Annotated in this window: 13 protein-coding genes and 1 pseudogene; 13 read left to right on the forward strand and 1 reads right to left on the reverse strand. The window is 71.7% G+C overall.

Translation table 11 applies throughout. The features are described from left to right. Nucleotides 1-99 precede the first annotated feature (99 nt). The 13 genes and pseudogenes from CAP_RS09965 to CAP_RS10025 all read left to right on the forward strand — a co-directional run bounded on the left by CAP_RS09965 (nt 100) and on the right by CAP_RS10025 (nt 14545). Nucleotides 100-2277, forward strand: a complete 2178-nt coding sequence (locus tag CAP_RS09965; RefSeq protein WP_044239090.1) for an alpha/beta hydrolase — start codon at nt 100-102, stop codon at nt 2275-2277. Further along, nucleotides 2274-4124, forward strand: coding sequence for an inositol monophosphatase family protein (locus tag CAP_RS09970; protein ID WP_197041101.1), 1851 nt, complete (start codon nt 2274-2276; stop codon nt 4122-4124). Before CAP_RS09965 ends, CAP_RS09970 begins: the two co-directional genes overlap by 4 nt. 231 nt (nt 4125-4355) lie before the next feature. Next, a complete protein-coding gene (locus CAP_RS44165; protein ID WP_052374667.1) occupies nt 4356-5288 on the forward strand; it encodes an alpha/beta hydrolase in 933 nt (310 codons plus the stop codon). 29 nt (nt 5289-5317) lie between these two features. Further along, nucleotides 5318-5992, forward strand: coding sequence for a hypothetical protein (locus tag CAP_RS44170; RefSeq protein WP_052374669.1), 675 nt, complete (start codon nt 5318-5320; stop codon nt 5990-5992). A gap of 101 nt (nt 5993-6093) precedes the next feature. Next, nucleotides 6094-7560, forward strand: a complete 1467-nt coding sequence (locus CAP_RS09985; RefSeq protein WP_081864731.1) for a DUF2252 domain-containing protein — start codon at nt 6094-6096, stop codon at nt 7558-7560. Nucleotides 7561-7614: 54 nt separating this feature from the next. Next, nucleotides 7615-8319, forward strand: coding sequence for a DsbA family oxidoreductase (locus CAP_RS09990; protein WP_044239093.1), 705 nt, complete (start codon nt 7615-7617; stop codon nt 8317-8319). Nucleotides 8320-8616: 297 nt separating this feature from the next. Then, nucleotides 8617-9112 (forward strand): annotated as a pseudogene (locus CAP_RS55690) (hypothetical protein). 87 nt (nt 9113-9199) lie between these two features. Next, nucleotides 9200-10795 (forward strand): fatty acyl-CoA synthetase, encoded by a 1596-nt coding sequence (locus CAP_RS10000; protein WP_081864752.1) that lies wholly within the window; start codon nt 9200-9202, stop codon nt 10793-10795. Next, nucleotides 10773-11855 (forward strand): hypothetical protein, encoded by a 1083-nt coding sequence (locus tag CAP_RS44175; protein WP_052374674.1) that lies wholly within the window; start codon nt 10773-10775, stop codon nt 11853-11855. The genes CAP_RS10000 and CAP_RS44175 overlap by 23 nt, the downstream gene beginning before the upstream one ends. A gap of 49 nt (nt 11856-11904) precedes the next feature. Then, the gene (locus CAP_RS50185) at nt 11905-12738 is read left to right on the forward strand and encodes an AAA family ATPase (protein ID WP_156040661.1); all 834 of its coding nucleotides are present in this window, start codon (nt 11905-11907) and stop codon (nt 12736-12738) included. A gap of 61 nt (nt 12739-12799) precedes the next feature. Next, nucleotides 12800-13204 (forward strand): hypothetical protein, encoded by a 405-nt coding sequence (locus CAP_RS10015; protein WP_044239096.1) that lies wholly within the window; start codon nt 12800-12802, stop codon nt 13202-13204. Between the two features lie 441 nt (nt 13205-13645). Further along, nucleotides 13646-14053 carry a group II truncated hemoglobin gene (locus CAP_RS10020; RefSeq protein ID WP_044239098.1) on the forward strand — a complete coding sequence of 136 codons (408 nt, stop codon included), beginning with the start codon at nt 13646-13648 and terminating at the stop codon, nt 14051-14053. A 258-nt stretch (nt 14054-14311) separates the two neighbouring features. Next, on the forward strand, nt 14312-14545 hold the full coding sequence (locus CAP_RS10025) for a hypothetical protein (RefSeq protein ID WP_044239100.1): 234 nt from the start codon (nt 14312-14314) through the stop codon (nt 14543-14545). A 402-nt stretch (nt 14546-14947) separates the two neighbouring features. Here CAP_RS10025 and CAP_RS10030 read toward each other — a convergent pair whose 3' ends face one another. Beyond that, a complete protein-coding gene (locus CAP_RS10030) occupies nt 14948-15235 on the reverse strand; it encodes a GlsB/YeaQ/YmgE family stress response membrane protein (protein WP_044239337.1) in 288 nt (95 codons plus the stop codon). Nucleotides 15236-15295: the final 60 nt, after the last annotated feature.

Genomic DNA, 15295 nt, shown 5'->3' on the forward strand with positions numbered 1-15295 from the left:
AGCGCTCCCCAGTCTGAGCGCGGGGGCGGTGGATCGGATCTCCCGCGCCGGAGCCGCGGAGGCTATGCTTGCTTCCCGCCACGAGGGCGGGTGTGCGTCATGCCCATCAGGAACAGCGGCTTCTTCGTCCAGAGCGCCGGCCGTGGCGGCTTCTTCGTCCAGGGTGCTGCAGGCCGCGCCGGTTCGGAGCTGCTCGTTCCGCTCGACGGTGCGCCTTACGGGGTCGCGCACCACGCGCTGGATACCTCGGTCGAGCCGCCGGTGTGGCGTTACGTGGGCAGCTTCGGCGCAGCGCTGGGCCCGGTGGATGCGGTGTCCCTCATCCGCAGCAACTTCGGCGATCCAGGGAACCTGGAGGCCGTGGCGTGCGCCGCAGGCCGCCTGGCGCTCTTCTGGCGCCCTGCCGAGCCCGGGGCATCATGGAGCGAGCCCCACCTGCTCGCGTCCGGCGTGACCGGGAGCCCCGCGCTCCTGCAGGGAACCTGGGGACACCGCGGCCACTTCGAGCTGGTCGCCCCGCTGGCCGAGGGCGGTCTCGGGCACTGGGTGCGCGACAACGACACTGCGGGCCTGCCCTGGCATGGCCCCTCGGTCTTCGGCGTGTCCGCCGGCCGCTTCGAGGCCGTCACGCTGATCCAGGGCGATCTCGACGGTGCCGTGCACCTCGACGCAGTCGCCCGCACGGGGGACAGGCTCGTGCACTTCCGCTGCGGCCCCGACCGGGTGTGGAGCGGCCCTGTCGAGGTGCTGTCGGGCGTCGGGGGGCGCCCTGCGCTCGTGCAGGGCAGCGGGGGCCGGCGCGGACACGTCGAGCTGGTGGCGCCGCTGCGGGTGGCCGGCGTGGGACACTGGTACCGCGACGGCGACGACCCGGCGCTGCCCTGGCGCGGCCCTCAGATCTTCGCGACGGAGCTCGGTCGCTGCAGCGAGGTGTCTCTGCTGCGGCGCGACGACGGACCCCAGGGGCGCATCGAAGCCGTGGTCGTGGCAGGAGATCACGTGGCGCACTTCTCGCGTGACGCGTCGGGGTGGTTCCGTCGCGCGCTCTTCTCGGCGGTGCCCCCACCGCGCACGACGGCCGGGACGCCGCTGGTGACGCCAGTGACGCCAGTGACGCCAGTAGCGTCGCCTCTGCCGGTGCCGGCTGCGCCTCTGACATCCCCACCCGCCCAGTCCCAGCCCGAGGCTTCATCCTCTGTGCCTGCATCTCCTCACGCGGGGACCTCTGGCGCAGCGGCAGCTCCAGACAGGCCAGGGCGCACGCCGCGTCCCGGTGCCTCACCGCTCGGCGCGGGGCCCTATGGGGCTGGCTTCCGGCGCATCATGGACCTGCCCGTGTCTCGGCCGGGGCCCTCCGACGAGGGCGCCTCTCCCGAGGGGCACCTCGACGCGGAGGCGCCGCGTCCGGAGCAGCGGCGGACCGTGGCCCTGCTCTACTACCCCGCCGCGGACAGCGGGGAGGACGCCGCGGTCGCCGCTGGAGCGCCCTTCCCGGTGCTGGCGCTGGCGCACACGCGCCGCGCCCACGGCGACGCGCTGCCAGTGGACGCGCACCAGGATTACCGCCAGCTCTCCGGCCTCATGGCGCACCTCGCGCGCCGCGGCTTCGTGGTCATCGCGCCCGACATGTCATGGCTCGTCGGCGCCTCCCCCGCGAACCACGAGGCCACCCACCGCGCCGCCGTGCTGCGGGATGCGCTGGCGCACCTGCGCGCCGGGTCGCGGGGACCCATCCTCGCCGACTTCGAGCGCCTCGGTCTCATCGGTCACGGCGCCGGTGGCCTCGCCGCGCTCGCCCTCGCCCTCGACCGGGAGAGCCTGTTCGAGGTCCGCGCCGCGGCCCTGCTCTCACCGCACCTCGACGATCTCGACCTCGCTCTCGCCGCAGCGCTCCCGCCGACGCTGGTCCTGCGCGGCGCCGCAGACGTGAGCCCCGAAGCACCCTGGTCTCCCCGCCACGCGTTCTCGACGTCGCCCGCATCGGCCACATCACCTGCGGCGTCCACGTCGTCCACCCGTGCCCCGTCACCCCGGCACCTCGTCACCGTGCCCGCTGCGAGCCACGCGGGCTACACCACCTCGCTCGCGGTTTCCGAGCCTCCCGGCGGCGTGGCCGCGCTGCCCCGGCGCGAGCAGCAGCGGGTCGTCAAGGCGTACGTGACGGCGTTCTTCGAGCACTACCTGCGCGGCGAGGACAACCTCGCCTGGCTCGCGGGCGACGCGCCCGTGTCCGAGCTCGAAGGGCTGTCCATCGAGGTCCGGCTGGAGGCGCCGTGAGCTCCCGCGCCGGCGCCTACGAGAGCCCCCTGGCGCTGGCCACCGAGGCAGCGCGCGCTGCCGGAGAGCGGCTGCGGGCCGAGCTGCACCTGCCCGGGGGCGCCGAGGGCGAGGGGGGCCACGCGCCCGTCGACACCGAGGTGGAGCATGCCCTGCGCGCGCGCCTGCTCGGAGGCACGCCGTACTCGTTCCTCGGCGAGGAGACCGGCGCGCAGCCAGGGGCCGACCCTTCCCACTGCTGGATCGTCGACCCCAACGACGGCACGCGCGCCTTCCTGCAGGGCTCGCGCGTGGTGTCGGTATCCATCGCCCTGACCCGCGATGGGGTGCCGGTGCTGGGCGTGGTTTACGCCTACGCGGCGCCGGACGATGAGGGGGATCTGTTCACGTGGGCCGAGGGGTGCGGACCCCTCCGCCGCAACGGCGTCCCCGTCGAGGGCTCGCTCGCGCAGCGCGACCTCGGCCGCTACGAGATGATCTACATCTCCGGCTCCGCCGAGCCCTACGCCCCGGAGGCCACCCTGGCCGTCGCGCCAGCGCGCTTTCACCCGCTGCCGAGCATCGCGTACCGCCTCGCCCTGGTCGCCGCCGGGGAGGGCGTGGCGACCGTCGCGTTCGGGAACATCCGGAGCTGGGACATCGCGGCCGGTCACGCGCTGGTGTGCGCGGCCGAGGGCGTGGTCGTCGACGGCGCCGGCAAGACGATCGTCTACGGCCCGCTCGGGGAGATCCAGGCGGAGCACTGCTTCGGGGGAGCCCCCGCCGCCGTGAAGGATCTGCAGGGCCGCAGCTACGAGGCCTCCCCGCGCCAGATCGTCCCCTCCACGTGCGCCTACGACCTGCTCCGCCCCGCGCCCGGGCGCCTCGTCACGGACGCGGGGCAGCTCCGGCGCGCTCAGGGGTGCTTGCTCGGGCAGCTCGCGGGAGACGCGCTCGGCGCGCTCGTGGAGTTCGGGCGCAAGGGCGACATCGCTGCGGCATACCCGCAGGGGCTGGACATGCAGGACGGCGGGCTGTGGAGCACCCTGGCCGGTCAGCCCACCGACGACTCCGAGATGGCGCTGATGCTGGCGCGCTCGGTGGTGGCGTACCGCGCGTATGCGCCTGGCGCGGCCCTCGACGCGTACCTGCACTGGTACAGGTCGCGGCCCTTCGACATGCGCCACACCATCCGGCGCGCGCTCGGGGCCGCGGCTCTCGCCGACACCACCGAAGAGGCGCTCGCCGCCGCGCTCGCAGCGGCCGATCCGGAGAGCGAGAGCAACAGCTCGCTGATGCGGGTCTCACCGCTCGGGATCCTCGGCGCGGGGCGCCCCCGCGACGCCGCGGCCTGGGCCCGGGAAGACAGCGCCCTCACCCACCCGAGCGCGGTCTGCCGCGAGGCGTGCGCGGCGTTCGTGGCGGCCATCGCGGTCGCCATCGCCGGCGGGGGCGCGGAGGGCGCGTACGCTGCGGCGCAGGAAGAGGCGGCGCGGGGCGGCGCAGTGGCCGTGCGAGAGGCGCTCGCCGCCGCCCGGGAGGCGCCCCCGGAGATCGTCTCGGCCCAGGCGGGCTCGGTGCGCATCGCCCTGCAGAACGCGTTCTACCGCCTGCTGCACGCGCCGTCGCTGGAGCAGGGGATCGTTGACACCGCGTCCGAGGGAGGCGACGCCGACACCAACGCCGCCATCGCCGGGGCCCTGCTCGGCGCGGTGCACGGGCGCGAGGCCGTCCCCGTGCGCTGGAGGCGCCTCGTGCTCACCTGCCGCCCCATCCGGGAGGCGTCCGCTGCGCGGGTGAGGCCGCCGGAGTTCTGGCCGATCGACGCGCTCATCCTGGCGGAAGCGCTGCTCGTGACGGGTCGCTGAGCACGCGCTGGAGGGGCCGGGCGGTGAGCATGCCCCCGGTGCGCGCAGCGCCCAGGGCGTGGCGGCGCCTGGGCGTGGGTGTTCGGCGACAGAAATGAAGCGCTTGGACGTCGCGGGGCCGCGCGGGGCCGCGCTCGAACACGCAGACCACCACGGATCTTGGCCCCTGCGCCCTGGAAACCTGGACGTCCGGGTGTAGGCTCAGAGCACGTCACGCGAAAGGGGGGGCCCATGACCGCTCGACGTCCTGAGGACTATCTCCACCACGAAGCACAGCTCGATGGGATCCGGATCCACTACGTGCGCGAAGGACGTCAGGGCAGGTTGCCGCTCGTGCTGCTGCACGGGTGGCCCGGCTTCTGGTGGGAATGGCACCGGAACATCGGGCCGCTGGCCGAGCACTTCGACGTCATCGTGCCGGATTTGCGCGGCCACGGTGACTCCGAGAAACCCGACCTCTCCTGCGTGGATCTCTTCCGCATCGACCACGTGGTCGACGACATCACCGCGCTCCTCGACCACCTCGACCTCGCGCGGGTCTGCCTGGTCGGCCAGGACTGGGCCGCGCTCGCGGTGCACAAGCTCGTGCGCCGCCACCGCGGGCGGGTGATCCGCGCTGCGGTCCTGAACCCCATCACCCCGGGCCTCGACGTCCGCGCCTTCAGGTGCACCTGCACCCTCGACGATCCCCACCCGCAGGGTGGCGCCAAGCTCCCGGCCGTGGCACTCGGCGACCTCGAAGGCATGGCGTGCCGCAGCTTCTTCGAGCACTACCTCTGCACCGGCTCGCGCGACGGGCGCCAGCTCCAGGGTGAGGAGCGGCAGATCTATGTCGACAACTTCCTCAAGCCCGGGAACATCCAGGGGGGACTCAACTACTACCGCGCCAACTTCGGCGGCGGGGGGGCCGCGTGGGACAGCGCGGGGCGCGTCGCCTCGGACTGCCCCATCACCTTCTTCATGAACCAGCCGGTGCCGAGCGGGTGGCACGACCTCGTGTCGCACTGGTACACGCGCTACCGCATCGAGCACCTGCCCGGACACGGTCGGCACGCGGTGCGCGAGCACGCGGAGCACGTCAGCCGGCGCCTGCGCGAGGTCCTCCTGAGCAAGGCCAGCGACAGGCCGGGGAGCCAGCGCACGAGCGCGCTCCCGCCCCAGTAGAGGTCCGTTGTAGGCTGCGGTGCCGCTCCATGCACCCGCCGCCGCATCCTCCGCCGTACCCGCCGCCGCCGCCCTCACCCTACCAGCAGCCGCACCAGCAGCCGCACCAGCAGCCGTACCCGCCGCCACCCTACGCACCTCAGCCCAGGAAGCTCCTGCCGACGGGCTGCGTCGTCGTCCTCGCCGTGGTGGGCGTGCTGGTCCTGGGCTTCGTGGCGGTGATGGCGTTCGGCTCGTACCTGTTCGTCACCAGCAAGCCTGGCAAGGAGATCATCGACATCGTCGGCAAGGGCGCCAAGGTCGTCGGCGGCGTGGCGCAGGTCTTCGAGGATGCCAAGCGCGCCCCGGGCACCAACGAGGTGCGCGCCCTCGGGTGCGACGGGGCCATGGCGCTCGACGTGAACGAGGTCCTCGCGGCCTTCAACCAGTTCGACGCCGGCCTCCCCACCACGACCCCGAAGGTCTCCCTGATGGTGGTCTGCTCGATGAACGGCCTCTTCGCCAAGCCGCCCGACTGCGACGCCGTGGCCCGCGCCTACCTGAGCGGCGCCGGCGCGCCCGCCGGGAACTTCGCGGCCACGGTGACGCTGAGTGACCGCAAGTCCAGCAATCACTGCTCGATGGAGTACGCACCGAGCGGCGCGCGTGTCGGCCCCTTCGCCGGATCGATCCCCGTCGCGCCGCCCTCGCCAACGTCGCCCTAGCCCTTCGTTTCCGAGTGCGTCCCGGATCCTCGGCGGACCCTGTCATCGAACTGTCGCCCGGCCGATGCGGGGTCCTTGCCGAGGGGCGTTAGATCCGGACCATGACCCGACCGCGCATGGCGCGCGACCTCCTCGCGCGCCTCGCTTCCCTCGTCGCCCTCGTCGCCCTCGCGCCGCTCGCGCCGCTCGCGTTCCTTGCGCCCCTCGCCGGCTGCGTGGCCGAGGACGCAACGGCAGACGCTCCCGTTCCCGCGCTCAGCCAGGCGCTCACCGCCCACGTGCGCACGGACGCGGTGGTCGACGCCATCGAGGCTGCCAACGCCGGGCTCGACCCGGCCCTCCGCGCCGAGAAGTTCGCGGCCATGCAGGCGTCACCCTTCGCCTTCTTCCGCGGCTCGAACCACCTCTACTGGCAGGACCTCGGCGTGCTGCCTGCCCTCCAGACCTACGGTGGCCGGACCGGCACCCGCACCTGGCTGAGCGGAGACATGCACGTCGACAACATGGGCTCCTTCGACGACAGCCAGGGGACCGTCGTCTACGCCCTCAACGACGTCGACCAGGCCATCCTCGGCGACTACCAGCTCGACGTCTGGCGCCTCGCCGTGAGCATCGCCCTCGTCGCCCGCGCGAACGGCGGCTTCAGCGGCGCGGACCAGGCCGAGGCGCTCGACGCCTTCTCCGAGGCCTACCTCGACGCCATGGCGGACTTCGCCGGGAGCGACGACGAGCGCACCCACGCCCTCACCAAGAGCAACGCCCACGGCAAGCTCGACGAGTTCCTCGACGAGGTCACCGACGACAACAGCCGCAAGTCCATGCTCGACGCCTGGACCGTCAAGCGCAGCGGCAAGCGCGTGCTTGCGGTCGACACGCACCCCGACCTCACCGCCGTCTCCGCGGCCGTGGACGCCGACCTCCGCGCCGCGATGCCTGCCTACCGCGCGACCCTCACCAGCGTCGGCGTCGCCTCCGCGTCCTTCTACCAGGTCAAGAGCGTCGCCCGCCGCCTCCACGCGGGCCTCGGCTCGCTCGGCGTCGACCGCTTCTACGTGCTCATCGAGGGCGCTTCCGCCTCCCAGGACGACGACCGCATCCTCGACGTGAAGGCGCAGCCCCGACCGGCGGCCTACGACCACACGAACCCCGCCGATGTCAGTGCGACCGAGGCTACCTCGGCGAACGACCACGCCCGCCGCGTCGTCCTCGCCCACCAGGCGCTCGGCGCCCGCGTCGACCCGCTCCTCGGCTGGATGGGCCTCGCCGACGGCCAGCGCTACAGCGTCCGCGAGCGGTCCCCGTGGAAGGACACCTTCCCCACCGAGGACCTCACCAGCCTGACCCGCCTCACCAAGCTGGCCGAGCAGTGGGGCGAGGTGCTCGCCGCCCACCACGCCCGCGCCGACCGCGACTGGAACGCAGCCGTCCAGCCGCACGCGGTCGACGACACCATCGACGCGCTCACGGACGGTGATCATGCAGGCTTCCGCGCCCTGGTGCGCGCGGTGGCTCTCCCGTACGCCGACCAGGTGGCGCTCGACCACCAGAGCTTCCTCGACGCCTGGTGAGCGCGGCCCCGGTCCGGACGAGCGCGGCGCGCGGACAGGATTTACAGTCCCCGGATGAAGGTCGAGATCTGGTCCGACATCGCCTGCCCCTGGTGCTACATCGGCAAGCGCCGCTTCGAGCAAGCCGCGGCGCAGTTCGAGCATGGCAAGGACATCGAGGTGAGCTGGCACAGCTTCGAGCTGCAGCCCGATGCCCCGCAGGTCCGCGAGGAGTCGCTCGTGACGGCGCTCTCCCGGAGCAAGGGGATGAAGCCCGAGCAAGCCGCGGCCATGGTGGCGCACGTCGCCGAGGTGGGGCGTGGTGACGGCCTCACCCTGGATTTCGACCGGGTGCGCGGCGCCAACACCTTCCTCGCCCACCAGCTCATCCACCTCGCCGCGGCCGAGGGCCTGCAGGATGCCGCCAAGGAGCGGCTCCTTCGTGCCTATTTCACCGAGGGGGCGACCGTCAGTGACCTGGAGACCCTGGTGCGGCTCGCTGGCGAGATCGGGCTCGACCCGGACCGGGCGCGGAGCGCTCTCGACAAGGGCGAGTTTGCCGACGCCGTGCGCGCGGACGAGCGAGAGGCGCGGCAGCTCGGGGTGCGCGGGGTGCCGTTCTTCGTCATCGACCGTCGCTATGCGATCTCGGGCGCCCAGCCCGCCGAGGCGTTCGTGGGAGCGCTCCGCAAGGCGTGGTCCGAGTCGCACGAGGCCCCTGCTGAAGGCACCGCCGAGGGCGCGGCGTGCTCGGCGGACGGCTGCGACGTGCCGTCCTGACGGACCTGGCGTGCTGGGTTCGAGCCCGCGCCCACCGTCCTCCCCCCAGGAACGGTGGGCCCATGTAGGGTGAGCGCGCCTGGCAGCGAGCGCCGGGGTGTCCTGCAGTGAGCTTCCTTGCTCGGGAGCTCCCTCCGCCCCGTCCGGGAGTGAGGCGCCCTACTCGGTACCTCGGCCGCAGACTCAGGGCAGACGTCTGCAGACTCAGGGCAAGCGTCTGCAGACTCAGGGCAAGCGCCTGCAGACTCAGGGCAAGCGCCTGCAGAGACGCTCGATGACGCCCAGGGGCGGCGCTTCATCGAGGACGGGTTCCTCCGGATCGACGAGGCCTTCCCGCGGGAGCTGGCCGACGCGGGACGGGAGATCATGTGGTGCGATCTGCCGCATGACCCGGAGGACCCGAAGACGTGGATCCAGGCCGTGGTGCGGCTGCACGGCTACGGGCACGAGCCCTTCCGGAAGGCGGTGAACACCCCCGGCTGCTCGCGGCGTACGACATCTGCTCGCGCCGGCCGGTGAGGAGGGGCTGTCCTTCCTGGAGCTGGGCGCGCAGCTCGCGTCGACCGAGCACCGGCCGGTCGCGCTGGCGACGGGCGCGGCGGGCACGGTGTACCTGTGCCACCCCTTCCTGATCCACGGCGCGCAGCCGCACCGAGGGCGCTCGCCAAGGTTCATGGGGCAACCGCCCCTGTATGCGCGGGGGCCGCTGCAGGTCGAGCGCGCCGACGGAGACTACTCACCCGTGGAGATCGCGGTGCGGGTGGGGCTGGGCCTCCAGAGCCTGCCCCGGTAGGCACCCCGACGCTCCCCGCCCCGGCTGCAGGGCCGGGCACGCCGTGGCCGGCTGGAGGTACACTCCGCGGCCGCGATGCAGAAGACCATGTCCGCTCTGGGGAGCACGGTGGGTGACATCCTCCGGCGCAGCGCGCGGCGCGCGCCTTCGGCGCCGGCCCTGCACTTCGGGGAGCGCTCCTTCACGTACCGGCAGCTCGACGAGGCGAGCACGCGGGTGGCCGCGGCGCTGCTCGCGCGCGGGCTGTGCAAGGGAGACCGGGTGGCGGCGTTCGGCAAGAACTCCGACGCGTACGTGCTCCTGTGGCTCGGGGCGGTGAAGGCGGGGCTCGTGCACGTGCCGGTGAACTACGCCCTCGCGGGGGCGGAGCTCGCCTACATCGTGCGGCAGTCGGGCGCGCGGGCGATCTTCGTCGACCCCGCGCTGAGCGCGGCGTTCGCGGGGTGCGGGGTGTCCGTGGAGATCACCGGAACGCTGCGCGATGGAGAGGACGGGTCGCGCGACGTGCTCGCGTGGGCGCAGGCGAAGGGAGAGCTGCTCGTGCTGCCCGAGGGGGTGGAGGACGACGACGTGGCGCAGCTCCTCTACACCTCCGGGACGACGGCGGCGCCGAAGGGGGCCGTGATGACGCACCGGGCCTTCGTGCACCACTACGCGAGCGCGGCCATGGCGCTGGAGATGCGGGGCACCGAGCGGCAGCTCCACGCCCTGCCGCTCTACCACTCGGCGCAGATGCACGTGTTCCTGATGCCCTCGCTGATGCTGGGCGCCCCGAACTGGATCCTGGAGGCGCCGGATCCCGCGCGGGTGATCGCGGCCTTCGCGGCGCACGACATCGAGGCCTTCTTCGCGGCCCCGACGGTGTGGATCGCGCTGCTCGCCCAGCTCGACAAGGGAGCCGAGGGGGCGCGCTCGCTGCGGAAGGCGTTCTACGGCGCCTCGATCATGCCGGTGCCCATCCTGCAGCGGCTGCGGCAGCTCTTGCCGGACATCGGGTTCTACAACTGCTTCGGCCAGTCGGAGATCGGCCCCCTCGCGACGGTGCTCCGGCCCGAGGAGCACGACGCGCGGCCGGCATCGGCGGGCAGGGCGGTGGCGTTCGTGGACATGCGGGTGGTCGACGACGACCTGCGCGACGTGGCCGCGGGCGAGGTCGGGGAGGTGGTGTACCGCTCTCCCCAGCTCTGCGCGGGCTACTGGGAGAAGCCCGAGGAGACCGAGGAAGCCTTCGCGGGCGACTGGTTCCACTCGGGAGACCTCGCCCGGATCGACGCGGAAGGCTTCATCACCATCGTCGACCGCAAGAAGGACATCATCAAGACCGGGGGGATCCTGGTGGCGTCGCGGGAAGTGGAGGAGGCGCTCTTCACGCACCCGGCCGTGCGGGAGGTCGCGGTGATCCCGCTGCCCGACCCGCGCTGGATCGAGGCGGTGACGGCGGTGGTGGTGCGCAAGGAGGGGTCCGGAGAGGTCGGCGAGGCAGAACTCATGGCGCACGCCCGCCAGACGCTCGCGCCCTTCAAGGTGCCGAAGCGGGTGATCTTCGTGGAGGAGCTGCCGAGGAACAGCGCAGGCAAGCTGCTGAAGCGGGTGCTCAAGGAGCAGTTCGGAGGGGCAGCCGCGGAAGGCAGAGACGACGGGAGAGACGGGGTAACGCGGCATGGCGTCTCGTCGGAAGGGTGAGCCGCGGGCGTCGTCGTTCGACGACAAGCTCGCCAGGATCCGCGCGCTCGAAGGAGAGCCGGCAGTGACGGCGACCGCCGAGCTGCGGCGGTATCTGGGCGAGGCGAACGGTTTCCTTTCGGGCGAGGCGGCGAAGGTGGCGGCGGCGATGGAGCTGTCGTCGCTCGCTCCTGACGTGGCCGAAGCGTTGCTGCGGCTGCTCCGGGCCGGGACCGAGGCCGACAAGGGATGCTTCGGCAAGCGGCAGCTCGTGGAGGCGCTGATGGCGTTCGACGCGAGCACGCCCGAGGCTCTCCTGGTGGGGCTGCGGCACGTGCAGAAGGAGCCGGCGTACGGAGGGCCCATCGACACGGCCGCCACGCTCCGGGGCCTGTGCGCGCACGCGCTGGTGCAGATGCACTTCCGGTGGGCGGAGCTGGAGGTGGCGCCGCTCCTGATGGACCCGGAGCCGGAGACGCGGACCGCGGCCGCGGAGGCGCTCGCAGCGTCGGGGGAGACCTCGTGGGCCGCCGCGCTGCACGTGAAGGTGCTGGCCGGCGACGCGGAGCCGGAGGTGCTCGGGGCCTGCTACCGGGGGCTGCTGGCGCTGGATGCGCGGCGGTACCTGCCGCTCGTGGCGAAGGTGCTGGGAGAGGGGGAAGCGGGGGGAGCAGGCGCGGAGAGCGCGGCGATCGCCCTGGGGGAGTCGCGGCTGCCGGAGGCGCTGGAGGTGCTGAAGGAGGCGCTCGGGAAGGGGAGCCGTGGAAAGGGCGGGGGCAGCGGGAGAGGCGAGGGGAGGGGGCAGGGCGAGGGAAGAGGGCGGGGCGAGGAGAGCGGGAGAGGGGGCGCGAACTTGCGGCTGGTGGAGTCGGTGCTGCTCGGGGTGGCGCTCTTGCGGTCGGAGGAGGCGAATGCGTTTCTGGTGACGCAGGTGGCCGAAGCCCACGAGGCGCACGCGGTGGCGGCGGTGGCCGCGCTGGCGATGCACCGGCACGACGCGCGGCTCATGGTGCAGGTGCGGGAGGTGGCGGAGCAGCGGGGATCGCGGCGCCTGCGGGAAGCGGTGGAGGAGAAGCTCTGAGCGGAGGGGCGGTGGCGGAGTATGCTCGGGCGTGCGTACGGGAGAACGGATGGATCGGCCTTACATCGAAGAACTGCGCGTCGAGAACTACGGCTGCATCCAGGATGCGACGCTGAAACTGACGCCATTGCACGCGCTCATCGGGCCGAACGACAGCGGGAAAAGAACTCTCCTGAGAGCGCTGCCGACGCTCGGGTTTCTTCTGAGCTCCGGTTCAGAAAAGCTCGATGGTGGGCTTATCAGAAGGAGCCTTGCCGCTCAGCAAACGAACACAGGAATCACAGCATCAACCCATAACATCAGTTGGTCTGTGGAACGAGAGCCGACGGGACTGGTACGGTGGCAGTCATTCGCCAATGCAAAGGGATCCATTCCATGGGATACGATCTCATGGCAAGGATTCGGACCGATCGCAGGGAATAGCCCCGTAAAGCTAGTTGCTGACGCGCTTCATAGCATCCGGCTCCTACGTCTCGAGCCGGACGCTCTCCGCACCCCTCACCCCCTCATCCAGGATGGCGAGCCACTGCAATTCAAAGACGAGCGTGGGACCGCATTGCCCGCGATCTTCGACGCCATCATCACCCGCGACATCCAGGCCATCCTGGAGCTGAACACGGAAGTCTCGCGCCTCTTCCCCGACGTGAAGAGCATCCGCCTCACCCATCCGAGCCCCGCTACCAAAGCGCTGGGTGTGAAGCTCAACAATGGTGCATTCATCCCCGCCGACCTGATGAGCGAGGGGCTCCTCCAGACGAGCTGCGGAGAAGCTCATCGAGCACAGGGTGGCGTCGAAGGATGGCAAGGCGATGGTGAGCGTCGTCGAGGTCGCGGACCTGGACGCCATCCCCGGGGACGCGGCGTCGCTGATGCGCTGGGTTGAGAGGGCGAGGGCAGTGCTGCCCGCCTGTGTCGAGGCGCAGCGCCCAGGAGCGCGGTGAGCGATGACGCCGTCCAAGGTCGCGCTGGTGCTCGGAGGGGTGGTGGTGCTCGGGGTGGGGGCGGCCGTGGCGCTGGTGTTCACGCTGGATGGGGGGCCGGAGGGACCGGATCCCGCCTGGTCCGAGAGGGTGCCGTTCGAGGCGGCGCGGTGGCGGTCGGCAGGGGCGCTCGAACGGGGCGCGATGGCGCTGGAGCTGAAGCGGACCCGGGCGCTCGAAGGGCGGCGCATCGCCGAGGTGGAGCGAGAGCTGGGGCGCGCTCAGCGGATGCCTGGGTCCACGCACTACGCCTGGTCGCTCGGCAAGCGGGAGGGCGGCGGAGATCCCTACGAGGAGCTGCTGGTGGCCAGCGTCGACGAGGAAGGGGTGATCCGCAGCGTGCTCATCGTGGACGACGAGGGGGAGTGATGCGCGCCGTGAGGTCAGGGAGGTGGCGGAAATGTTCCGCGTCCGCCCACAATGTGCAGCCTTTCATCAGGATCTTTCAAGGTTGCATGGCGAGATGGAGCGAGGGGTTCCTAACTGTCCGGAAGGGCGTGAACAAAGGCATGGCACAAGGGGTGCAATATCCCCCGCCAGCGCTGCGCGGTCCTTCATCCCCCCCCCAAAGGGCTGTGCGGCGCGCTAACCCGGCACGCCGTGTTGCTCGCCTTCCCCCCCCCCGGCGAGACCACGGCGTGCTTTTTTTTGTCCATCGCCTGCCAGAGCCAGCGCGAGGGTCGGCTCGGCCCGAGAGCGATGACGGGCGTGTTCGTGTGTCGTGCTCGTCGTGGGGCGTGCGAGCGGTGCGTGCGAGCGGTGCGCGCGAGCGGTGCAGCGGGCGCGATGACGCGCTAGACGAGCGGGGCGATGTCGTCCCCCGGGTCTCTGGAGAATCCCTACGATCTCATCGGTGGCGCGCCCGTGGTGCGGAAGCTGGTGGAGCACTTCTACGATGCCATGGAACGGACCGAGCCCGAGCTGACCCGGCTCCACGCCTGTGATGCCGAGGGGCGGGTGTCGCGGGAGAGCCGGGACCGGTTCGCGCTGTTCCTGATCGGGTGGCTCGGAGGGCCGCAGGCGTACACGGAGCGGCACGGTCACCCGCGGCTCCGGATGCGCCATGCGCGGGTGCCGGTCAGCGTGACGATGCGCGACGCATGGCTCCGGTCGATGACGATCGCGATGGACGAGGTGGAGATCGCGCCCTCGCTGCGCGCCTACCTGGAGCCGCGCCTCGCGGAGGTTGCCAACTTTCTGCGCAACCATCCCGGGTGATCGCGGCGGCGGGAAGGCGTTCGGGCAGTGTCGGGGCGGGGCCGTCTGTGTCCGCGCTGCGCAGTGCGATCGGTGTGGGGGGAGCGGCACCAGTGGGGAGGGAGGCACGGGTGCGACTGCGGGAGACTCCCTGGATCAAGCTCGGGAGCTGCCGCTTTGCGTCAAGGGGTCGCGTCAATTCCGTTGCGGAGGTGTTTCACCTCCGTTAAGCCCCCCCGGAGAGACGGCGTGGTGGCGCTGTTCGGAGGATCTGCAGCGATGAACGAGTCACACGAGAGCGGGTGCACGGGGCTCCAGCCGGGCCGCGCCGCCGGGGATGTGCGCCATCTGCAGCGGGTCGCCGCCCTGCGTGAGGAGATCGAGCGCAGGGTGGATGGGCGTGAGCGGCGCCGCTTCCTGCGCCACCTGGAAGGGGAGTCGGTGCGGGTGCGGGAAGCGGTGGAGGCCGTGGCGCGCAGGATCTACCGCGAGGAGCCCGAGTACCTCACCTGAGTCTCCATGAGGGGACTCGCGTCCCCTCGCCCCGCCGGGAGTGAATCCCGTCGGGGCCCCACTCCCCGCGAACCGCTCGCGCCGGCCGCGACGCAGTGCTCCTGGGCACAACGTCTCGCCGTGGGTTTCCCTGAAGGTGAGGGCATGAGGGCGCGTCGGAGCAGCCGCGGCGCGTGACCCACAAAATGGTTCACGCCGGTGGGAAGGCCCTTGTGCTGGAGGGGTCGGGTGCAGTGCACGGCACCCGTGCTCCCATCCGCCACAAGGGCCTTCCCACCGGCGCGACCTGAAATCCGCCGGGAAGGCTTCTGGCGTCAGAGGCGCGTCAGAGGCGCGTCAGAGGCGCGTCAGAGGCGCGTCAGAGGCGCGTCAGAGGCGCGTCAGAGGCGCGTCAGAGGCGCGCTAGATGCGTGTTCTGTACGAGGACCGTCGGACCATGGACAGCACCGCCAAGAGGATGATGGCGCCGAGGATGGCCCAGAAGATCTCGATGGTGTGGCCGTCGATGGTCACGCCGAAGAGTGACGGCATTCCGATCCAGCGCGCGAGCGAGGTCCCGATCAGTGCGCCGAGGAAGCCCACCACGACGGAGCCCAGGAATCCTCCTGCGCTGAACCCGACGATCATCTGGGCAACTGCGCCGCACAGGGCGCCGACAAGGATGAGCAGCAGCAAACCGACCAGGGTCATGATGTCCTCCGTGCAGAGGACTTTGCAGCGCATGTGCCAGGCTGATCTCCGCAGGAGTTG

Source organism: Chondromyces apiculatus DSM 436, from assembly GCF_000601485.1.
Classification (GTDB): Bacteria; Myxococcota_A; Polyangia; order Polyangiales; family Polyangiaceae; genus Chondromyces; species Chondromyces apiculatus.

What these genes read in the sequence shown, in the direction of transcription:
- CAP_RS09965 (WP_044239090.1), top strand. Translation starts at nt 100, where the DNA reads ATGCCCATCAGGAACAGCGGCTTCTTCGTCCAGAGCGCCGGCCGTGGC.
- CAP_RS44165 (WP_052374667.1), top strand. Translation starts at nt 4,356, where the DNA reads ATGACCGCTCGACGTCCTGAGGACTATCTCCACCACGAAGCACAGCTC.
- CAP_RS44170 (WP_052374669.1), top strand. Translation starts at nt 5,318, where the DNA reads ATGCACCCGCCGCCGCATCCTCCGCCGTACCCGCCGCCGCCGCCCTCA.
- CAP_RS09985 (WP_081864731.1), top strand. Translation starts at nt 6,094, where the DNA reads ATGACCCGACCGCGCATGGCGCGCGACCTCCTCGCGCGCCTCGCTTCC.
- CAP_RS09990 (WP_044239093.1), top strand. Translation starts at nt 7,615, where the DNA reads ATGAAGGTCGAGATCTGGTCCGACATCGCCTGCCCCTGGTGCTACATC.
- CAP_RS10000 (WP_081864752.1), top strand. Translation starts at nt 9,200, where the DNA reads ATGTCCGCTCTGGGGAGCACGGTGGGTGACATCCTCCGGCGCAGCGCG.
- CAP_RS44175 (WP_052374674.1), top strand. Translation starts at nt 10,773, where the DNA reads ATGGCGTCTCGTCGGAAGGGTGAGCCGCGGGCGTCGTCGTTCGACGAC.
- CAP_RS50185 (WP_156040661.1), top strand. Translation starts at nt 11,905, where the DNA reads ATGGATCGGCCTTACATCGAAGAACTGCGCGTCGAGAACTACGGCTGC.
- CAP_RS10015 (WP_044239096.1), top strand. Translation starts at nt 12,800, where the DNA reads ATGACGCCGTCCAAGGTCGCGCTGGTGCTCGGAGGGGTGGTGGTGCTC.
- CAP_RS10020 (WP_044239098.1), top strand. Translation starts at nt 13,646, where the DNA reads ATGTCGTCCCCCGGGTCTCTGGAGAATCCCTACGATCTCATCGGTGGC.
- CAP_RS10025 (WP_044239100.1), top strand. Translation starts at nt 14,312, where the DNA reads ATGAACGAGTCACACGAGAGCGGGTGCACGGGGCTCCAGCCGGGCCGC.
- CAP_RS10030 (WP_044239337.1), bottom strand. Translation starts at nt 15,235, where the DNA reads ATGACCCTGGTCGGTTTGCTGCTGCTCATCCTTGTCGGCGCCCTGTGC.